Source organism: Treponema primitia ZAS-1, assembly GCF_000297095.1.
In the GTDB taxonomy this organism is placed as follows: domain Bacteria; phylum Spirochaetota; class Spirochaetia; order Treponematales; family Breznakiellaceae; genus Termitinema; species Termitinema primitia_A.
The window spans coordinates 1-16,948 of the sequence record NZ_AEEA01000003.1; the positions used below are offsets into that span (position 1 = coordinate 1).

At 47.8% G+C, this 16,948-nt stretch carries 15 protein-coding genes and 1 pseudogene; 4 read left to right on the forward strand and 12 right to left on the reverse strand.

All coding sequences use genetic code 11. The annotated features are described in order from the left end of the window. Positions 1–1,234 precede the first annotated feature (1,234 nt). The 5 genes from TPRIMZ1_RS0100145 to TPRIMZ1_RS0100165 all read right to left on the reverse strand — a co-directional run bounded on the left by TPRIMZ1_RS0100145 (position 1,235) and on the right by TPRIMZ1_RS0100165 (position 5,391). Positions 1,235–2,671, reverse strand: a complete 1,437-nt coding sequence (locus TPRIMZ1_RS0100145) for a DNA primase family protein (protein ID WP_010252941.1) — start codon at positions 2,669–2,671, stop codon at positions 1,235–1,237. Continuing rightward, complete coding sequence (locus TPRIMZ1_RS0100150; protein ID WP_026043416.1) at positions 2,671–3,006, reverse strand: hypothetical protein; 336 nt, start codon at positions 3,004–3,006, stop codon at positions 2,671–2,673. The genes TPRIMZ1_RS0100145 and TPRIMZ1_RS0100150 overlap by 1 nt, the downstream gene beginning before the upstream one ends. A gap of 13 nt (positions 3,007–3,019) precedes the next feature. Further along, positions 3,020–3,223: a hypothetical protein gene (locus tag TPRIMZ1_RS0100155; protein ID WP_010252945.1), complete on the reverse strand. Its 204-nt coding sequence runs from the start codon at positions 3,221–3,223 to the stop codon at positions 3,020–3,022. Beyond that, positions 3,202–3,405 (reverse strand): helix-turn-helix domain-containing protein, encoded by a 204-nt coding sequence (locus tag TPRIMZ1_RS0100160; protein WP_010252947.1) that lies wholly within the window; start codon positions 3,403–3,405, stop codon positions 3,202–3,204. Before TPRIMZ1_RS0100160 ends, TPRIMZ1_RS0100155 begins: the two co-directional genes overlap by 22 nt. Before the next feature lie 630 nt (positions 3,406–4,035). Beyond that, positions 4,036–5,391, reverse strand: a complete 1,356-nt coding sequence (locus tag TPRIMZ1_RS0100165) for a tyrosine-type recombinase/integrase (protein WP_010252950.1) — start codon at positions 5,389–5,391, stop codon at positions 4,036–4,038. 487 nt (positions 5,392–5,878) lie between these two features. Between TPRIMZ1_RS0100165 and TPRIMZ1_RS0100170 the strand changes: the two genes are divergently transcribed. Continuing rightward, positions 5,879–6,145 carry a UPF0175 family protein gene (locus tag TPRIMZ1_RS0100170; protein WP_010252952.1) on the forward strand — a complete coding sequence of 89 codons (267 nt, stop codon included), beginning with the start codon at positions 5,879–5,881 and terminating at the stop codon, positions 6,143–6,145. After that, the gene (locus TPRIMZ1_RS0100175) at positions 6,145–6,621 is read left to right on the forward strand and encodes a DUF3368 domain-containing protein (protein ID WP_010252954.1); all 477 of its coding nucleotides are present in this window, start codon (positions 6,145–6,147) and stop codon (positions 6,619–6,621) included. The genes TPRIMZ1_RS0100170 and TPRIMZ1_RS0100175 overlap by 1 nt, the downstream gene beginning before the upstream one ends. 187 nt (positions 6,622–6,808) lie before the next feature. On the opposite strand, the pseudogene TPRIMZ1_RS18050 reads toward TPRIMZ1_RS0100175, so the two are convergent. The 7 genes and pseudogenes from TPRIMZ1_RS18050 to TPRIMZ1_RS0100215 form a co-directional block, all read right to left on the reverse strand. Next, positions 6,809–6,985, reverse strand: a pseudogene (locus tag TPRIMZ1_RS18050) (IS256 family transposase); the annotation flags it as partial. Between the two features lie 160 nt (positions 6,986–7,145). Further along, a complete protein-coding gene (locus TPRIMZ1_RS0100185) occupies positions 7,146–7,982 on the reverse strand; it encodes a DUF2971 domain-containing protein (RefSeq protein WP_010252959.1) in 837 nt (278 codons plus the stop codon). A 416-nt stretch (positions 7,983–8,398) separates the two neighbouring features. Then, entirely contained in the window at positions 8,399–9,061 is a 663-nt protein-coding gene (locus TPRIMZ1_RS0100195) for a DUF4304 domain-containing protein (RefSeq protein ID WP_157784153.1), read from the reverse strand. 12 nt (positions 9,062–9,073) lie between these two features. Continuing rightward, on the reverse strand, positions 9,074–9,811 hold the full coding sequence (locus TPRIMZ1_RS0100200) for a hypothetical protein (RefSeq protein ID WP_010252962.1): 738 nt from the start codon (positions 9,809–9,811) through the stop codon (positions 9,074–9,076). A gap of 155 nt (positions 9,812–9,966) precedes the next feature. Next, the gene (gene dnaE / locus TPRIMZ1_RS0100205; RefSeq protein WP_010252964.1) at positions 9,967–12,915 is read right to left on the reverse strand and encodes a DNA polymerase III subunit alpha; all 2,949 of its coding nucleotides are present in this window, start codon (positions 12,913–12,915) and stop codon (positions 9,967–9,969) included. Continuing rightward, positions 12,908–14,125: a DNA polymerase Y family protein gene (locus tag TPRIMZ1_RS0100210; protein ID WP_010252966.1), complete on the reverse strand. Its 1,218-nt coding sequence runs from the start codon at positions 14,123–14,125 to the stop codon at positions 12,908–12,910. Before TPRIMZ1_RS0100210 ends, dnaE begins: the two co-directional genes overlap by 8 nt. A gap of 2 nt (positions 14,126–14,127) precedes the next feature. Further along, positions 14,128–14,931 (reverse strand): DUF72 domain-containing protein, encoded by an 804-nt coding sequence (locus TPRIMZ1_RS0100215; protein ID WP_026043417.1) that lies wholly within the window; start codon positions 14,929–14,931, stop codon positions 14,128–14,130. Between the two features lie 203 nt (positions 14,932–15,134). Between TPRIMZ1_RS0100215 and TPRIMZ1_RS0100220 the strand changes: the two genes are divergently transcribed. Both TPRIMZ1_RS0100220 and TPRIMZ1_RS19560 read left to right on the forward strand, forming a co-directional pair. After that, positions 15,135–15,758 carry a LexA family transcriptional regulator gene (locus TPRIMZ1_RS0100220; protein ID WP_010252971.1) on the forward strand — a complete coding sequence of 208 codons (624 nt, stop codon included), beginning with the start codon at positions 15,135–15,137 and terminating at the stop codon, positions 15,756–15,758. 172 nt (positions 15,759–15,930) lie between these two features. Beyond that, on the forward strand, positions 15,931–16,809 hold the full coding sequence (locus tag TPRIMZ1_RS19560) for a CsgG/HfaB family protein (RefSeq protein ID WP_010252973.1): 879 nt from the start codon (positions 15,931–15,933) through the stop codon (positions 16,807–16,809). Positions 16,810–16,948 lie beyond the last annotated feature (139 nt).

The following is a 16,948-nucleotide window of genomic DNA, read 5'->3' on the forward strand; positions in this document are numbered from 1 at the left end:
ACTAAAAGAGAAACAGGAGGGGTTTACTCTCTCCACTCCGCTGCGCTCCGTTCCGGTCGCAAACCCGTCCCTCAACGGCTCAAAGGGGGAGGCGCAGCCCACGGCCGTAGCCGTGGACCGGAAAGTAAAAAAAACACCGGCATCCATGCCGCTGTTTTTTTCTCACAGGCGGCGTCCTGCCGCCCCGCCCATACACCACCACAGAGGGGCGTACTATGCCCACCCAGATTTTCGTCTTCCCATGAAACCCAGCGAACTTCATCTCCCGGCTGATGTAAGACGTAATCTTCACCGCTGATGAAAACCCACTCCCCGCAAACCGTTACATCTATCGGCAAAGACCGCCACCCCTTTGGGTAGGCGGCATGAGTCCCTGGTGGAAACTCTTCAAGTCCCCAAAAGGCTTCGCCACTTCTTCCGTAAACCCGCCCATCCCTTCGGGCAGGGCGGGCCTCAGTCCCGAACTGTGTTGCTGCAGATGCGTAAACCACCCCTACGGGGCAGCCTGATTCCCCTAAGTGGTTTCACTGCTTTTTTCGTAAAACCCGCTACCCCTTCGGGGAAACGGACCGTGTCCTGAATTGCGTAGTTACCGATGGATGAACCGTTCCTTGCGGGAGCCTCCCTCGCCACAAGGCGAGTTCTTGACCGAGGTCCCGAGCAGCATCGCCACCGTTAGGTGTACCACCCCCTACGAGGCGGCCTGATGAATTCCACCCAGCGCCAGCCTGATAATTTTCTAATGTATGGTTAGTGCAGGATAAAATCAATTTTGGGAAAGCTCCTATAGGGCTTTTCTTTCTTATATACTTTCCCTTTTTTATACCTTTATGCTACACAAAAAGAAGAATACTACATTGTAAAGAATAAAAAGGAGATTTGACCTTAATTCAAATTGAATTCTTGATTGATATTTTTTATGATAAGGGGGGAGCGTGCGTCCCCTAAAATTGCTCATTTTTGTTAGCCTTGTTATTTTTTAATGCAGCCCTGCCTTACAGTACCGGAAAATGTCTCATTAAAGACCAGTACAGACTAGTCAAGATAAACACAGCTCACAAGAAAAAAAGAATCCCTGCTTTCTTAATGACCAAAATGGAAAGGGGCGCGGGGAAACCGGAGACCGTAAATATGCTATGTCCTTGTCTAATTGAAAATGTGGGAGGTATAGGCTTAATAAATGTCTTTATTTTGATAACTTATTAAGTCTAACCAAACTTTTAAATCGTAACTACTATTCCTTAATCGTAATATTCACCCAATGCCGCGCTTCGCTGGTTCGTTTCTGTCCAATTCCCAGCTCCTTTAAACGCATCCCAAAGAACTTTTCAGAACAAGCATGTTCATTGTTTTCTTCGCACCAGTCCTGGTAGCATTTGAAAAGCTCTCGTGATCGTATTCTCACCCCCGGCTTCTGATCACAGCGATCCTTTATGAAGCTGCCGATAATATCCATTTCCTCCCGGTATTCATCGGTAGCATTTTTCACCTCCGCAGGTATGGTCAGCCCTTCTGTTTTCCACCGCATGGCCCCTTTAATAAGCCAGTTTAATATTCCTGAAGATTCAGCAATAAGTTTATCCCCTAAATGCAGATCCCTTTTTGATTCGTCAATCGTGGTATTAAAGGGGATAGTTCTGATCCGCCGCCAAATCCCATGATCGGTCCCGCTGATTGTTGGCTTATGGTTTGTGGCCATAAATATCTTGAAAGTCGGAAAGAAATCAAAATATTCCCCGTATAGGAACCGGGCGGTCATCCGGTCATTGCCGGTGATCTGTTTAATCAGGGATTCCGACAATCTCCGTCCCTGTTCCGCTTCTGTGGTAGCAACAAAATGCATACCCCGGAGGTGGGCAATGTCATTGCTGATTCCATCCCCTTGCCGCCGCATAAAAGTCTCAGTTGGGGTAGAAGTCGCATAATCCCCCAGGACATGCATGATCACATTGATACAGGTACTTTTACCGTTTGCGCCATTGCCGATAAGGATAAACATGACCTGCTCACTGGTGTCGCCCGTTATACCCCAACCAAGGGCGGTTTGCCAAAAGCTAACCAACCCACCTTTAAACTCCATTATTTCCCGGATAAATTGCTCCCAGAGGGGACATTCTGCCGCAGGCTCATACGAGACGTTTGCCATCTTGGTGATAAAGTCTTCCTGCCGGTGTCCCCGGAATTCTCCGGTGGTCACCTGTATCGTCCCATTTTTGACATTGAGCAAAAAAGGATCTTTATCCAAATCATTCACTTCAATGTTCAGCTTGGGAATAAGGCTTGCCGCTTTGATAAAGGCTTCACGCCGCCGCGTCGATTCACTCTGTATTGCCGCCTTTTCAATAACGTCTTTTTCATGGTAATCGACGGTTTTTAGAATTTCATCATAGATAGAGCGGATCATTTCTAAACCTTTTTGATGAATCAAAGCGCCCTTGTCTACTTTCCAGTAGGAACCATTCCAGACCAGCCATTTTTTCCATTCCGGGACATACCGAATATCTGTACCGTACTTTTCCATAAGCCGTTCGGCATTGGTCGCATCGGTAAATTGAAACAACCCTGCTTTAAGCATATGAACCCGGAATAAATCGTTGTCCTGTTCCTGGATATTCCTTTTTTCGTGGAATTCTGCGGCGGTATGCGGCGCATAATTTGTGTCGTAACTCATTAAAATCCCTCCTTTGCCAGTACGGCGCAATACATCTTGAAAAAATAACACATCTGATCAAGGGCTATTTCTTTTGTGACCGGAGGCATATTGGTCTGAACCCGCCTTTTTGTTTCGTATAAAAGAAAGAGGCTTCCGGCCTTGGCTGCCCACTCCTCATTGATGAAATAAGCCAGCCCCCGGTAAACATCATCAGGCGGATCAATATGCTTTTGTCTAAACATATTCATTACCGCCTTGGCCATAATCGTTTCTTCCGTGAGGAAGTCAGATAAAATCCTTCGTTCCTTCCTCGTTTTGAAACGATGCTTTTCCATTGGATTAGCAAATCTCATGGTATTCTCCGTTTCATTTGTCACTTCCGTCATATAGATGGCTCACTTCACGCGTGGTCAGAAGCCGCTGCAGGTGATAATCCCGAAAGGTCAGCTCAAAACGAATCTTCCCATGGGGCGGAATCATTTCGAGTTCCTTGGCGATGTCCGTTTTAATTTGGTCGAACAGGGTTTCGGCGTTGGAGATTACTTCTGTCAGACCTCTGGTCTGCCGCATTGCTGCGCCTCCTGAACCGAAGGGACCCGGACAGTGGTGATAAATTGGGTAAGGTCATCTTCGGTAAACCGATAGACACCGCCAATTTTCCGGTAGGGGATACGCCGCAGACGGATCAGACGGCGTACCGTTACTTCGGAGATACCCAGTTCTCCAGCTGCCTGTTTAATGTTTAGTAACATACGTTTTCCTCCAAATGGTTATCTAAAAAATCCTGCCCTCCATACAGGTAATCCTTGCAGGGTTTTCCCTAATTGATAAGTATTACATGGTTATTTTAAACCTCCTCTATCGCTCTATACTCTACGTAAAAAGTGCAATTATATAAAACACATATCATTTCCGATCACCATTATTATCCTTCCGAATTTATTCCGGACAAACCACCTGTGGAGGTGATTTATTTCTTAGATACTAAATTAAGCCACTTCGCCTTATATGGAAAGTTCACAAAGGTAACTTTTCACAACCTTGTATAAAAATATGGGTTAGGGTTAAAAAAATTGCTTTACTATGTTATTTTATTGATCGAATGCTCGTAGGTATTACGCCCTTGCCTGGCTATCGGCTCGGTCTGAAAAGGCAGCAATTATAGCCATGAAAGGGTATATAAGCGCCGCGAGAGTTGGAGGATAGTTACCTTTTTCATAAATTGCATACTTTGCAGGAGGAAAAGGCAGCAGGCTTGCAAAATACCCTGATTAGTCCGGGGTGTTGGCGGCTCATTTTGGGGACAGTTTCGGAAAAGACCTAGACATAAAAGAGAACCGGCACCGCAAAATGCGAGGCCGATTCAATTACACATCCTTCGCTTATGCCCCTTTTTGTTCCGGAAACTTTAAAATGCCCCCGAATACTTCGCGCCCAACATTGCTGACTTCCTTGATGTTATCTTCGGTAATATGGTCGGCGTATTGGTCAAAGACTGCACGGCTCTTATGCCCGGTAATACGGGTTAGCTGCTCCGCAGTCATCCGATCACTCATCCGCGCCGCCCAATAGTGCCGCCAACTGTGGAAAACGATATTCCGCGCCTTCCGGTCAATTTTTTCCTGTTCCCGGCCTTCTTTTTCAAACTTCTCATTCAGTTTTTCAATTGCGTCATGGAGACCGTCAAGAATCAAATCATCCTGACAGGGCTTGTCATTGGTTAGGCTGTAGAAAATATAGGCGCCTTTTCCATGCAGGGTTTCCGCTTCATCAGCAAGCGCCAGTAGTTCGGCTTTTATTTCGGGGTACAAAGGGGCTTTGCGTTCATCGCCATTCTTTGGGGTTTTAAGTCCGTCCAGGCGACTATAGGAATGGCGGATATGCAGGCTTTGCTCCCCGATATCCTCACGCCGCAGCGCCAGAATCTCCCCAGATCTCATCCCGGTAGTTGCCGCCACCTTATTTGCCAAATATGCACGCTTTTCCGTCCATTCAAGATTGAATATAGCCACGGCTTCATTTTCGGTTAGGATCCCCCGCTTTGCAGGTTTCCCGCTAAACCGGGCAATGCCCTTGCAGGGGTCAAGCGGAATATACCCCTCTTGGGCAGCATACGAAAGGGCGGAAGTACCCAAGACCATTATCCCGTTTATGGTTGAGGGGCTACGTCCGGTATCTGAAAGGCCAAGGCTAAATATTTTGATATCCTGCCGGGTGATACTATTCAATGCCCGATCCTTGAAAAAGGGTTCCCAGTAGTTTATCACCCGGCCATGGTTTAACATGCAGTGATGCCGCCCGATACTATGCCCATGGGCAAGTTTATCCCGGACATAGGGGCTTTTTTCATAGTCCCAGAATTCCTTGAGATAATCAATAAATTTGACATTTCCCTTTCCGGTTGGAACAACCGGAATATCTATCAAACCTTTGGCTTTGAGCGCCACCACGATGGCAAAGGCGTCATCCCGTTCCAGGACGGCCTTTTTGATAGCCGAAAGAATCCCGGCCCGGTCTGCAACAACGCTTATGGGCTTGTTTTTGGAACTTTCCGTCCCGGCCAGATAGCCCGGCTGCTTAACCACGGGTAAGCCGTCTTTGAGCCAGTCGGCTACTACCAAAAGGGCTTCGTCCCGTGTCCGCTTGCCCGTACTCCGCGCATTGAGCTTGACCCCGGCGGTCGTTATAAGCTCGGCGTAAAACACCGAGCCCCGCTTATGCAAATAAAACCTGCGCATAAACCCCATCCTTTGGGAAAAGGCCGGACTTTAGTCCGCTTTCTCATACCTTTTCTCATAGCGATTTGATTGATGCGCAGGTTTTACCTGTAGCATTCTCTCTTTACAGTTTGTAATTCCTTGTAACACAAGGAATTAACTCACTTTGGGGAGTGAAGGATTCGAACCTACGAAGGCTGAGCCAACAGATTTACAGTGTCGGTTACAGCACCCATCTAAGCCTATTGCGACTTATTTTGGACCATTATGACCCAGTATTTCAAAAAGTCAAGGCCGGAATGACCCATTTAAGGGGATTCAAGCCTACCAAAGCATACCCTGAACCAAAATCTATGTGCCACTTTTATGTGCCACTTTTTGGGGGGACACATCTGTTTGTAACCAGGGATTCAGTCATTCTTGACTTCACCGGTGCCCAAGGGTCAATTCGATTTTCCTATTGCCGGGAGTAAAAAAAGAAGGTATACTAATAATTAAGAGGCATTTTGTGTCAGATACATACCAGTTGACCATTGAACTTCCTCAAACCGTAAAAGACATGCTACCCGATGCTGCAGAGGAAGCGAAACGACTAATCGCAATGAAGCTCTATCAGAATGGCGGCGTAAGTGTCGCCTGGGCGGCAGAAGTCGCTGGTATGAATCGATATTCCTTTGCTGACCTCCTTGCAGATAATAATATCCCCATACGGCAGCAGACTTTAGAGCAAGTAATGGCTGATGTGGAATCCCTTAAGCAGCTAAGGGACAAGTAGTGCTCGTAGTCGCTGATACGGGGCCGCTTATATCCCTATCTGTAATCGGTCAGCTCAATCTTCTGGATGCGTTATATTTCAATATAGCGATACCCGAAGCAGTCTGGCATGAACTTGAGAGCTATATTGATAGACTATCCATTCCTGATGCAAGGCGTTTCCAAAAAAATGTCATCCCGATCAAGGAATACAAGGTTATAAATACTAAACTTGGGCTCGGGGAAAAAGAAGCTATTCTTTTATATGACCAAATTCACGCAGATCGTTTGCTTGTTGAGGATAATGAGGCCCGTTTATTTGCAGAATCAAGAGGCATTCGTTGCACCGGAACTCTGGCTGTATTGATTGATGCAAAAGATGAACATCTTATTCCTGAACTCCGCTCACTTTTCGCTGAACTCCTCATAAAGGGCCGTTATTTTTCAAAGGATTTCCTCAATCAAATCCTTCATACTAAGAACGAAACCCCATTATAGAGTATTACTGCGTCAACCAAAGCATACCCTGAACCAAAATTCATGTACCAATTTTTTAGTTTCTTTCTGGTACCGCTGGTTTTATTCAAACTTGAAATTCACGGATTTTCCCATGCTTTAAGGTCATTCCGGACTGCGGCCATAAAATCCTTATCTACCGTTGGAGGCGCAACGAAAATCCATCCTTCTTTTTCGAACTGTGGCCATTTTTCTCATACCCAAGATGCTCGGTCAGTTCAGCTTCCATCGTCCGCTCCACGAGCGCTTTCGTAAGCTGCTTCATGATCCCTTCGGGCCCATAAAAATCGCCAGGTCCATGATAGTCCTTCAGAATTGCATCCAGGACTTCTTTTGAAAAGGCCATACTTGCTCCTTCTAGATAGTATAGCCGTTTACACTAATTTTGTTACAAGTCCCGGAACGTCAATGGACAGATGGTCCTATTGACCACACAAAGATGCCAGGCACTAAAAATGTATAGTATTCCTCTTGTAAGGGACGCTACCAGTTGCCAGGTACCTTTCCTAAACGGTCCCTGGCGCTTTTCCAGGCGTTGCTCCCGTACTGCCCCAGCCGGGAGACTGTGGGATGGGCTCAATATCATAGGAATCCAATTTCTGGCGCATATTAAAATATTCAATACCGGGAACAATATCCATCAAGTGCATCCAATTTACGGTTAACATTCTCAAGCCAAAATAAAATTTGACAGGTTTGCAATGAATAAAATAGCGTTTTGAAACCTTAAAAAAATGAGAAGGCCTTGGCCAGAAGTAATACGGGATACCTTCGCCACTTTTCTGCCTCGCTTCATAATCAAGGCGCTTAAGCTCATCAAACTCTATCCTATCAATTTCTTCCGGGGTTGTTTTGAGGACAGCGCGCCATTCCTTCTCGTAGTCCCAATGGCTTGATTTTGTGAGTAACACAGTCTTTACATCCGTATCGGTAACGCCAGATACGACTGGCATGGCAGTCGCATAAGCAACTTGTTCTAAAAACGAAACGCTTGCTTCGATTTCACTTTTCTTGTAGGCAACACAAAAACCTTGATGGGAATTGGTGTAATGAGACCACATAAGGGGATTGTCATAGGTTTCGGTAAAACAACCTATCCTATAGTTATGGTTAATTTCTGAAATCAATTTGCGATGACGTATAAAGGGCGGCACAGGCCTACCATGCATGGTGGCGGAAGCTCCAATGCCTGGTACATGTTTTCCAAAGCCCTCGAAGGGGTCATTGAAATAGCCCACATCATTTAAACAAAGTTCATTTTTTTCAATATTGTCAAAGGCGTGCTGAGAATTTGCATAATATTTATACAGTAAATCATCACTCCCAATCGGCGCTGCTGGCATATTTTACTCCTTGTTTAAATCGCCAAAGGTATTTTCAACACCTACTATACCCTGTTTCACCGTCTTAAAAAAGGTGCTTGGACTAAAAAGATTTTGGTTATTTATTAATAAAGATGAAATATATGAAATTATTATTGGTGTTTGGTAAAGCTTTGTAATACAATCCGTACAACTACACCATCTCCGCCCGCCCCACCTCCACCGAAACCGCTCCGTTATCCTCGCACACCCTTCCATACATCAGCAGCGGCGCCATGATCCAACGCGATGGTGACAGGCACCAGTTTGGCCTCCTGAATGAAAAAAGGGAACTACGAAATTTTGGTGACTGTCACCCAAAACGCATAGTCACCGCATAGCCGCTAGTTGGATTAATAATGGTAGTGAGCTAACGCCACCATTATTATCTATGGCTTTCATTTAATTTTTAATCCATTATTATATGCCAATTGTATATTATCCAAATTATAAAAATCATGTAGCACGAGATCTGTTAAAAGATAATTATCGTTTAAATTCTCATATATTTCTCTTATAACTTCTTTATCTATGGATTCATTTATAAAATCATTAAAAAATATTTCGGCGTTCTCTTTGTTAGAACACTTTAATAAAAATAATAATGGATTTAAACATTTTTTAGAGAAACTATTAAACTTAGTTCCGTTTGCCAACAAGTATCCAATAGCCTTTTCTTTATTATTAAATATTTCAAATACAGGCAATATATAATATTTTGTGCATTCTATTATTTCGTTAATAGTCTTTTCAGAAGCTGCTCCCGAAAGATTCCATTCGTTATGGTCCTTATAGGGCGACATAGCCTGAATAGAATTGTGGTACAGTAACCCATATCCATACTTCTGTCGTAGTTCTTTTGAGAAAATACATACCTGCGGCGAAAAGGACAGCAATTCATCATACGGGTTTTCAAAATGGTCTTGAAAATAGATACAAAAATAAAAATCCCTGTTAGGCGAGTACTTTCTCACCTCTTTTACGTGTCTGATTGGATTATCATTAAAAAATTCCCGGGCAACTTTGTTGCACCGGGACAAAAATAGTTCCGCTCTATCCATGTTACCCTTCAATCAAGTTGCCTTTTTATGTTGTTTATCCCATTCAAGGCAATTTATAATAGTTTGAAAATAGGCGGCTTTTTTTTCATTGCCACCCCCCCGTATGTTAGGATGATAAGCGTTAATCAATAATCTATCGTATGAGCTTTGTTTATCATCAGATATTGTTACTTGAAAGGAACCTTCAAACGGACCAAATTCCGCAGACTCATCTCTTGTTTTCAAATCATCGAACAAAGAGCGGACTCTGCTACAGTTGATAATAATGTCGGGTTTTAGTGCATTAATCTGCCGAATGAGTAGATCCTTGTCATTGTTGTAGAATTGCTCTATCTCGTTAGGGTTTGCACTTGAGCTGCCGGCGGTTTTCTTTACATTGATAACGGCGATTTCTTTGAATATATCTTTTATATCTTCTTCATCAGGAACATCGTTGTAATTTTTTTTATCAAAAAGAATGCCATAGGAAACTTTGGCTACAAGCCCATAGGTGTGTTTCCACCATGGCGCATTCGGGTAATCCCCCTTGGCAACTTCAAAAAGAAGATCCCTAAATTCGCATTTTTTCTTTTCATTTTCCGGCTGGTTCCCTTCTTTCAAAATCCACAATATTCGAATATCAGAATCAAAGTAGATATTATTATCATAACCCCAGCCAACAATGCCATCCACAATTACCTTGTCGGAATACCGTTTGGCAAATTCCGCATCAAGTTCTTTTAGTGTGTTTTCATCTACAACTTTGTTCATTTGTTTCTCCTTAATTTTGGGTAGCTTCAGTATAAACCCATTGGTCTATCATACAATGCTATACCAATATTATATTCAAACTTTACATTATCTCCCATAGTAGTGTCTTTCAGGGCGTGGATCAATAGCTCCGGTACCTGTCATCGCTTTATACCTCACACCCCCACCACCTTTCCCACCTCCACCGAAACCGCCCCGTTATCCTCACACACCCTTCCATACACCAGTAGCGGCGCCTGGTCAAACAGCAGCCGCCCATACCGCTCATACACCCCAGGAAAAATCACCGTCTCATACAGCGCCGTCTCATCCTCAAAGGTCAGAAAACTCATAGCAAGCCCGTCCTTAGTCCAGACCTCTTTCTGGGTAACCGGCCACCCCAGAAGACAAACATGCTGCCCCACATATTCGCCGACATACCGTCCCTTAACCCGCCGCAAACCCCTAATCTTATCCTTCCACAGCGCAAGCGGATGGAGCCGCCGCAAAAACCCCAGCGCCCGGTATTCCTCCCATAACTCATCATCACTCGTTTTCTGCTTCACCGGCGCAGGAGCCAGTACAGCCCCCCCGCCAAAGCGATAAACCGGGACTACCTCCGCAGTAAATAATTCATCCTGCCCCTTACGGCCCGCCACGGTATGGGCCTTCAACAATTCCCGCGCCTGCAGCGCCCTGGGCAAGCTCCCGGAAATGCCGTCAAACACCCCCGCAGGGCAGAGCGCAATCACATCATCCCGCCCCAGCCGTACCCGCCGCAGAAAATCTGACAGCGATCGGAACTCCCCGCCCTTCTCTCGCTCCGCAACAATCGCCACCCCTCCGGAAGTAGACAGCCCCTTTACCGCCATCAGCCCCACAATAACCCGCTTCCCCATGCCGTAGTACCGCCACCGGCTTGCATTCACATCAGGCCCTTCCACATGTAGCCCCATACGGCGGCACTCAGCAATATATGCATGGGGCCGGTAATACCCCCCTCGGTTACTCAATACCGCCGCCATGAATGCGGCCGGATGGTGGACCCGCAGATACGCAGATTGGAAAGAAACCATCGCATAGGAAGCCGAATGGGGCTTACAAAAGCTATACCCGTCAAAAGACAGCATCATTTCCCAAATCTTCTGTATCACCTCATCAGCAACACCGTTCTTCCTGCACCCCTCAAAAAACTGCTTTTCATAAACAGCCAGCTTAACCCCCGCCTTCTTTGCAATAACCTTCCGCAGCTTATCCGCCTCAACTTCGTCAAACCCCGCCAGCGCAACCGCAGTTTTACTCACATCCTCTTGGTAACAAAGTATCCCGTAGGTCTCATCCAGAATATACGCCAGCCGTGGATGAAGCGGCGCCCATTCCCCGCCCTTGAGCCGTCTGACATACTCGTTAATAAACTTATTTGCCGCAGGCCGGATAATGGACGAATGAATCACAATATGGGCAAAATCCCCCGCCCCGGTCTTTTTTTGTAATTGCCGCATAGCCGGAGACTCAATGTAGAACACCCCCATAGAATCCCCCCGCGCCAGGGCCGCCACCGTAGGCCCATCCTCAATAGGCCGCCAGGTATCCTGGTCAATGACAATCCCCTGCTCCTCCAAATTTGCCAAAGCATCCCGGATCACCGCCAAAGAGCGATTCCCCAACAGATCAATTTTCACAAACCCGGCCGCTTCCGTTCCGTCCTTTTCCCAACTTAAAAGGGGGTATCCATCCAAAGAATTTTCTATCGGTACATACTGGTCTATCCGTTCCGGCGTAATTACCAATCCCCCGCAGTGCATGGATAAGCCACGGGGCAGCCATTCAATTTTTTTTGCAGTGTCAAGAATTTCCAACCAGAGCGGATCACTAACACCCGACTTATCTCCAAAATGAAACAAATGTTTTTCAATTTGCGAAATCTCAGCGTCCCCAAACCCATAGGCCTTTGCCGCTTCTCGAAACGCCGACCGGGGCCTGAACATATTGTGATTGGCGACACGGGCGCAGTGTTCAGGGCCAAACCGTTCTATCACCCGCTTAATCAGATCGTCCCGTTCGTCCCAGGCAAAGTCTACGTCAATATCCGGGGGGTCAGGTCGTGCAGGGTTAAGGAACCGCTCAAAATACAACTTATTCGCCAGGGGATCAACATTGGTAATCCCAAGGGAATAGGAAACAATAGAAGCCGCCCCCGATCCCCGCCCGCAGGTCCGGGAAACCATCTTCACAATATCATCCATTACGAGGAAATACGGCGCAAACCCCTTGCTGTTAATAATCCCCAATTCATACTCAATACGCCCTAATTCAGCGTCCCCCAATTCCCCATATCGTTTTTCTGCCCCCGTTATCACTCGCTTGTACAATTCATCCCCCGGTGATGTTCCTGTTGCATACCCCGGAAAAATCCAGTCCTCAAATAGTTCATGGTAAACGCAAGCCGCGCTAATTTCCTTCGTTCCCTTCACCGCTTCCGGCCATGACCGTAGCTGTCCCGCCAATGCCGAAGCAGAAAGGAGCAAATGGCTATCTTTTTTTACCGTGTCCCCTTCGCTCAAATTACCCACCGTTTTACCCAAACCAATAGCCCGTAAAGCCCGGTGAACCGGAAAATCCTCTTTTCCCAAAAACAGTGCTGTATCCAGAAAGGCCAGGGGTATACCAAGCCTGCGGCTGGGGCCAATAGCCCCAAGGGAATCAGGCGTTATTGCCCCATACAAAGCCTTAGCCCGGCCCGCCAAAGCTTCTAAAATAATTTCATCAGATGAAGCCAGAATAAGCCCGTCAGAATCTTGCCGCAGCAATGATACGGGCTTGTAATTTTCCGTATCCCGGTTTCTCATGGTCAGCAATTCGCAGAGCCGGGAATACCCCCGCCTGTCCCGAACAAAGCAATACACCAGCCCCTTATCAGGCACGGTAAGGCAAGCGCCGATAATAGGGCGCACTCCCATTTCCTTAGACTTTTCCAGAATAACCGGAAGCCCGTACAGATTATCCCGGTCAGTAAAACTAACGGTATCGATTCCGTAGGTTTTGACAGCCCGTATCATATCCTCCGGCCTCCGCACCCCATAGAGCAAAGAGTAAGCCGAACAAAGCCCCAGGCGTTCAAGCATTTGAACCCACCGGCAAAGCCGGCGCAGGCCCTCTCCGGGAAGCATTCAGCACTGTCCCGGTAGTCAGCATAGCTAACCCGTATTTATTACGCACCTTGTCCGCCGCTTCCTGCAATTTCCGCTGTTTTGTATCTTCCGCTATCTCAAACAAATCAGGCGACCACCCCAAAGGCCGCAGATCCCCCAAGGCCAGCGTAATACTCCGAACCCTCAGCCGCCGCACCACCGCTTTCAGGTACACCCGTTCCGCCACCCCCGCAATATCCCTATCCGTAACACAAAGCCGCCTGAGTTTTTCCTGCCCCTCCACCCGGACCCCATCGGCGTACACAATGCCCAGAGCCACCGCCCCAGCCCCCCATTTCTGCCCCCGCATTTCAATGCCCCCCGTTTCCGCCAGAAGCATAAGCCCGCCCCGGATAACATCAAAATCCAGGGCATCCTCCACAAGCTCCAAATGCTTTTCTATCCGCCGTTCCCCCAGGAAAGCCGCCACCACCGGGCTATCATCGATACCCCGCGCCGTGTCCCTGAGCCGTCGCCCATGCTTCCCAAAAAGGGCAATCGCCTCCCCGTCAGAAAGGCAAGCCAGCTCCCCAATTTCCCGCAGCCCCGTAACCACCGCAGCCCGCAAAAGGGACGGCCCCATGCCGGGAAGCAAACACAAATCCTGGTGGACCAAAAAATCCGGTTCCCCCCCGGCCTGAATCTGGATGAGCCCCATAGGCCGAATAGTCCGGGTCGCAATCTTGCCAACCAGCTTATTACCCGCCACCGCCGCCGCAGGGCGTATGCCAACCCGTTCCAGCATCTCCCGCAGAATCCGGCTCGCACAGTCCGCCGCAGGCCCGAACAGCCGGGCCGTCCCGGTCAGGTCCAAATACAAATTGCCAAATTGGTCATTCTCATAAATCGGCGCATACACCGAAGCAATCTTTTCCAGTTCCCTATTCATAGCCGCATAGGAAGCAGGGTCAGGCGCCAACACCGGCAAATCCCTCACCAGCCGTTCCGCAACCGCCAACGCCATACCGGGGCTAATCCCTTCCCGCAAAGCCTCAGGCGAAAGGTCCAGAACCAGCGCCCGCCCCCCCGTAGCCCCGGCAACGACAAAAGGCCGCCCCCGGAGCGCCGTATCCTTTTGGGCCGCCACCGCCGCCCGGAACCCGATAATATTAAGATGGCAAACCGCCCGGTTTATGTTCCCCATGTTCAGCCCGATGTTTCGCCCAGTCCCGCCCGTTTCAAAATCTCTAACAGCGTTTGTGCGTTCTGTACCGCCTGCCCCCGCGCATGGTTGTTAAAGTAGACCAGAATCCTGTCCGCCTGCACTTCAATCCGCCGTATCCGGTCAAGCCAGGCTTCAAGCTCCCGCTCGTTATACAGGTAGTCATACCGCGCCACCTCATCGGACCCCCACCATGCCCCGGCATTCCGCCCATGGAGCCGGATATACGCAAAGGGCGCCGTAACCACATCCATAGCCGGGGGCAGCTTCGCCAAATCCGGCATATCCAGCGCCACCAGCGCCGCCCCCTGTTTTCGCATACCCTCGATCATCTTCGCGGTATACCAGTCCGCCACCCGGAATTCCACCGCCAGGGGCACCCCCTGGAAACAGGAAAGCACATCCCGCAAATAGCGCCGGTTCTCAGTGGTATAGTGGAACGAATAGGGAAACTGGAACAAAACCGCTTCCAGCCGCCCGGCTTGCAGGACCGGCTCTATGGCTTCCCGGTACGTTTCGGCCTCAGCCTTCCAGTTATTGGGGTCAATTTTATGGGTCAAGCTCTGGTGCGCTTTTGCGGAAAAGCCCAAGCCCGGCCCCCCGTCAACCAGCATTTTCGCCAGATTCGCCGCCTTGGGCATGGAATAGTAGGTATAGTCCAGCTCGACCGTGTTAAACCGCTCCGAATACAGGGATAGATAGTCCTCTTTTTTGGTTCCCAGAGGGTACACCGGCCCCAGCCAGTCGGTATAATAAAACCCGCAGGTTCCCACTACAATTTTTGCCATATTATCCTGCGCCATGGATGGCGCTGTCTCCAATGCTTTAGATGAAGTTTTTCCAAGGAAAAACTTCAAGATAAAAATCCGGCATGGAAGCCGGATTTTTATCAAACCTCTTTACAAATCGGCTAATTGCCTATAAAATTCACTCATGGTGATTAAAATAATCACTGAATTTTAACTGTAGATCAGGGCAATAGAGGCTGTCAATGGAAACCGAGGAAGAACGCTATAATTTTCTTCAAAAACGCTCCGGTTTATCAAAATTGGAGTTTGCCCGGAGCCTAGGGGTATCAAAAGAGCGGGGGTATTCCCTCTCAAAAGGCATTTACCACGCTTCCCGTGAAATCCTGGACAAATTGTCCTCGATATACAACGTCAACCTAAACTGGTTCCTTCTGGGGGAAGGCTCCCCCTTTGAAACCGAAAAAGCCACTATCAAGCTGCTTCGTCAGGAAGCCGCCGCCGGACGGGGCCGGGAGATAGAAGACTACGCCGAGGAGGAGACCCTCAAACTCCCTCGGTCCCTTATCAGCCCCTACCGCCCGGAAAACTTACAAGCCGTCTATGTCGCCGGGGATTCCATGATAGGCGAACACATCTACAATGGCGATGCGGTTATTTTCCACCCCGGCCAGATCGAAGGCAACGGCATCTATGTCTTATCCCTGGACACCGCATTACTAGTCAAGCGGGTATCCTTTGACGATCTCCCCCGGTCAGTCTCCCTCATCAGCGCCAACCAAGCCTATCCGCCCCGGCAGATAAGCGGGGCGGAACTGGAAAATTTGCGGATCCAGGGGCGGGTGGTTACTTGCGTGCATAAATTTTGATAGTATAATATGCTCACAAGGAGTAGCCCATGCCTGAACCCGATAAACGAGACCCAAAGGCTCCACGATTCCTTCACATTACCATCAAGGATAGCGTGGGCAACAACTATCGCCCCTCCCAAAGACTTTTCCTCCGGATCGGTATAGATTAGATGAAAGGAAGGAAGTGAGCATGAGAAAGGCGTTTATTGGGGTGTGTTTGTTTGGGCTGGTAACTATTATAGTTAGTGGCCAGGAAGGTACAGTTACCCTGGATAAAGGTATAAAAGGCTCAATGCTTTACCTTGTTGAGCGTTTGGATCCTGATACAAAAGTAGCAGTATTGAATTTTAGTGCCGACCCGGCTGTATCGAATTATGTCATAGAAGAATTAACCGCCAACCTTGTCAATGGAGGTAATTTTATTGTAGTAGATAGAAGCGAGCTGGAATTATTACAGAGGGAGATGAATTTTCAACTCTCCGGTGAAGTGAGCGATGAATCAGCCCAGTCTATTGGCAAAAGACTCGGTGCACAAACTATTATATCGGGGTCTTTAAGCCCTCTCGGAAATAGGTGGCGCATGCGGATAAAGGCGCTCGAAGTTGAAACCGCGAAAATACAGGGCATACAAGCTTACACTATTAAAAGAGATACCGTGCTTTCCAGCCTTTTACAACCCAAAGTAGCAAAAAGACCAAAAACAACCGGCGAAAAAATCGGAACTGGCGCAGTCAATATAATTTTAGGGCTTGGCTCCTATCTTGAGGGCGACATCACAGGCGGCCTTACCTTGACGGCAGGCTATGCAGTTGCGGCAGGGCTATTTGTCATAGAGGCTACTGCATTGGATTGGGATAATCCTGCGGTCGGCGTTCCGGCGACAATTGGCATAACGGTGGCAGGAGCAACTATTGTCTATGGCATTGTCCGGCCCTTTATCTATAACCGGAACCCAAAGATAGCTACTCTGCTTGATAATATGCACTTCGATATAGCACCGGTGTCAGTTAGTGCCCATGATATTTTTCACGGGGCCGGATTTCGTTTAGGCTATACTCTGAGATTTTAATAGGGGCTAATACTATGGTAAAGAAAAATGTAGCATACTTTATTTGTTTAAATCTCGTGTTAATGGTCTTTATTGGTTGTGATGGTATGGCAACGCTTTTCCATGGCCCTGAGCCGGAAGAACTTCCCGCCGTTTATAC

Excerpts from the sequence above, each read along its gene's own strand:
- TPRIMZ1_RS0100145 (WP_010252941.1), bottom strand. The coding sequence starts at position 2,671 with ATGAGTTACGACACAAATTATGCGCCGCATACCGCCGCAGAATTCCAC.
- TPRIMZ1_RS0100150 (WP_026043416.1), bottom strand. The coding sequence starts at position 3,006 with ATGAGATTTGCTAATCCAATGGAAAAGCATCGTTTCAAAACGAGGAAG.
- TPRIMZ1_RS0100155 (WP_010252945.1), bottom strand. The coding sequence starts at position 3,223 with ATGCGGCAGACCAGAGGTCTGACAGAAGTAATCTCCAACGCCGAAACC.
- TPRIMZ1_RS0100160 (WP_010252947.1), bottom strand. The coding sequence starts at position 3,405 with ATGTTACTAAACATTAAACAGGCAGCTGGAGAACTGGGTATCTCCGAA.
- TPRIMZ1_RS0100165 (WP_010252950.1), bottom strand. The coding sequence starts at position 5,391 with ATGCGCAGGTTTTATTTGCATAAGCGGGGCTCGGTGTTTTACGCCGAG.
- TPRIMZ1_RS0100185 (WP_010252959.1), bottom strand. The coding sequence starts at position 7,982 with ATGCCAGCAGCGCCGATTGGGAGTGATGATTTACTGTATAAATATTAT.
- TPRIMZ1_RS0100195 (WP_157784153.1), bottom strand. The coding sequence starts at position 9,061 with ATGGATAGAGCGGAACTATTTTTGTCCCGGTGCAACAAAGTTGCCCGG.
- TPRIMZ1_RS0100200 (WP_010252962.1), bottom strand. The coding sequence starts at position 9,811 with ATGAACAAAGTTGTAGATGAAAACACACTAAAAGAACTTGATGCGGAA.
- dnaE (WP_010252964.1), bottom strand. The coding sequence starts at position 12,915 with ATGCTTGAACGCCTGGGGCTTTGTTCGGCTTACTCTTTGCTCTATGGG.
- TPRIMZ1_RS0100210 (WP_010252966.1), bottom strand. The coding sequence starts at position 14,125 with ATGGGGAACATAAACCGGGCGGTTTGCCATCTTAATATTATCGGGTTC.
- TPRIMZ1_RS0100215 (WP_026043417.1), bottom strand. The coding sequence starts at position 14,931 with ATGGCAAAAATTGTAGTGGGAACCTGCGGGTTTTATTATACCGACTGG.
- TPRIMZ1_RS0100220 (WP_010252971.1), top strand. The coding sequence starts at position 15,135 with ATGGAAACCGAGGAAGAACGCTATAATTTTCTTCAAAAACGCTCCGGT.
- TPRIMZ1_RS19560 (WP_010252973.1), top strand. The coding sequence starts at position 15,931 with ATGAGAAAGGCGTTTATTGGGGTGTGTTTGTTTGGGCTGGTAACTATT.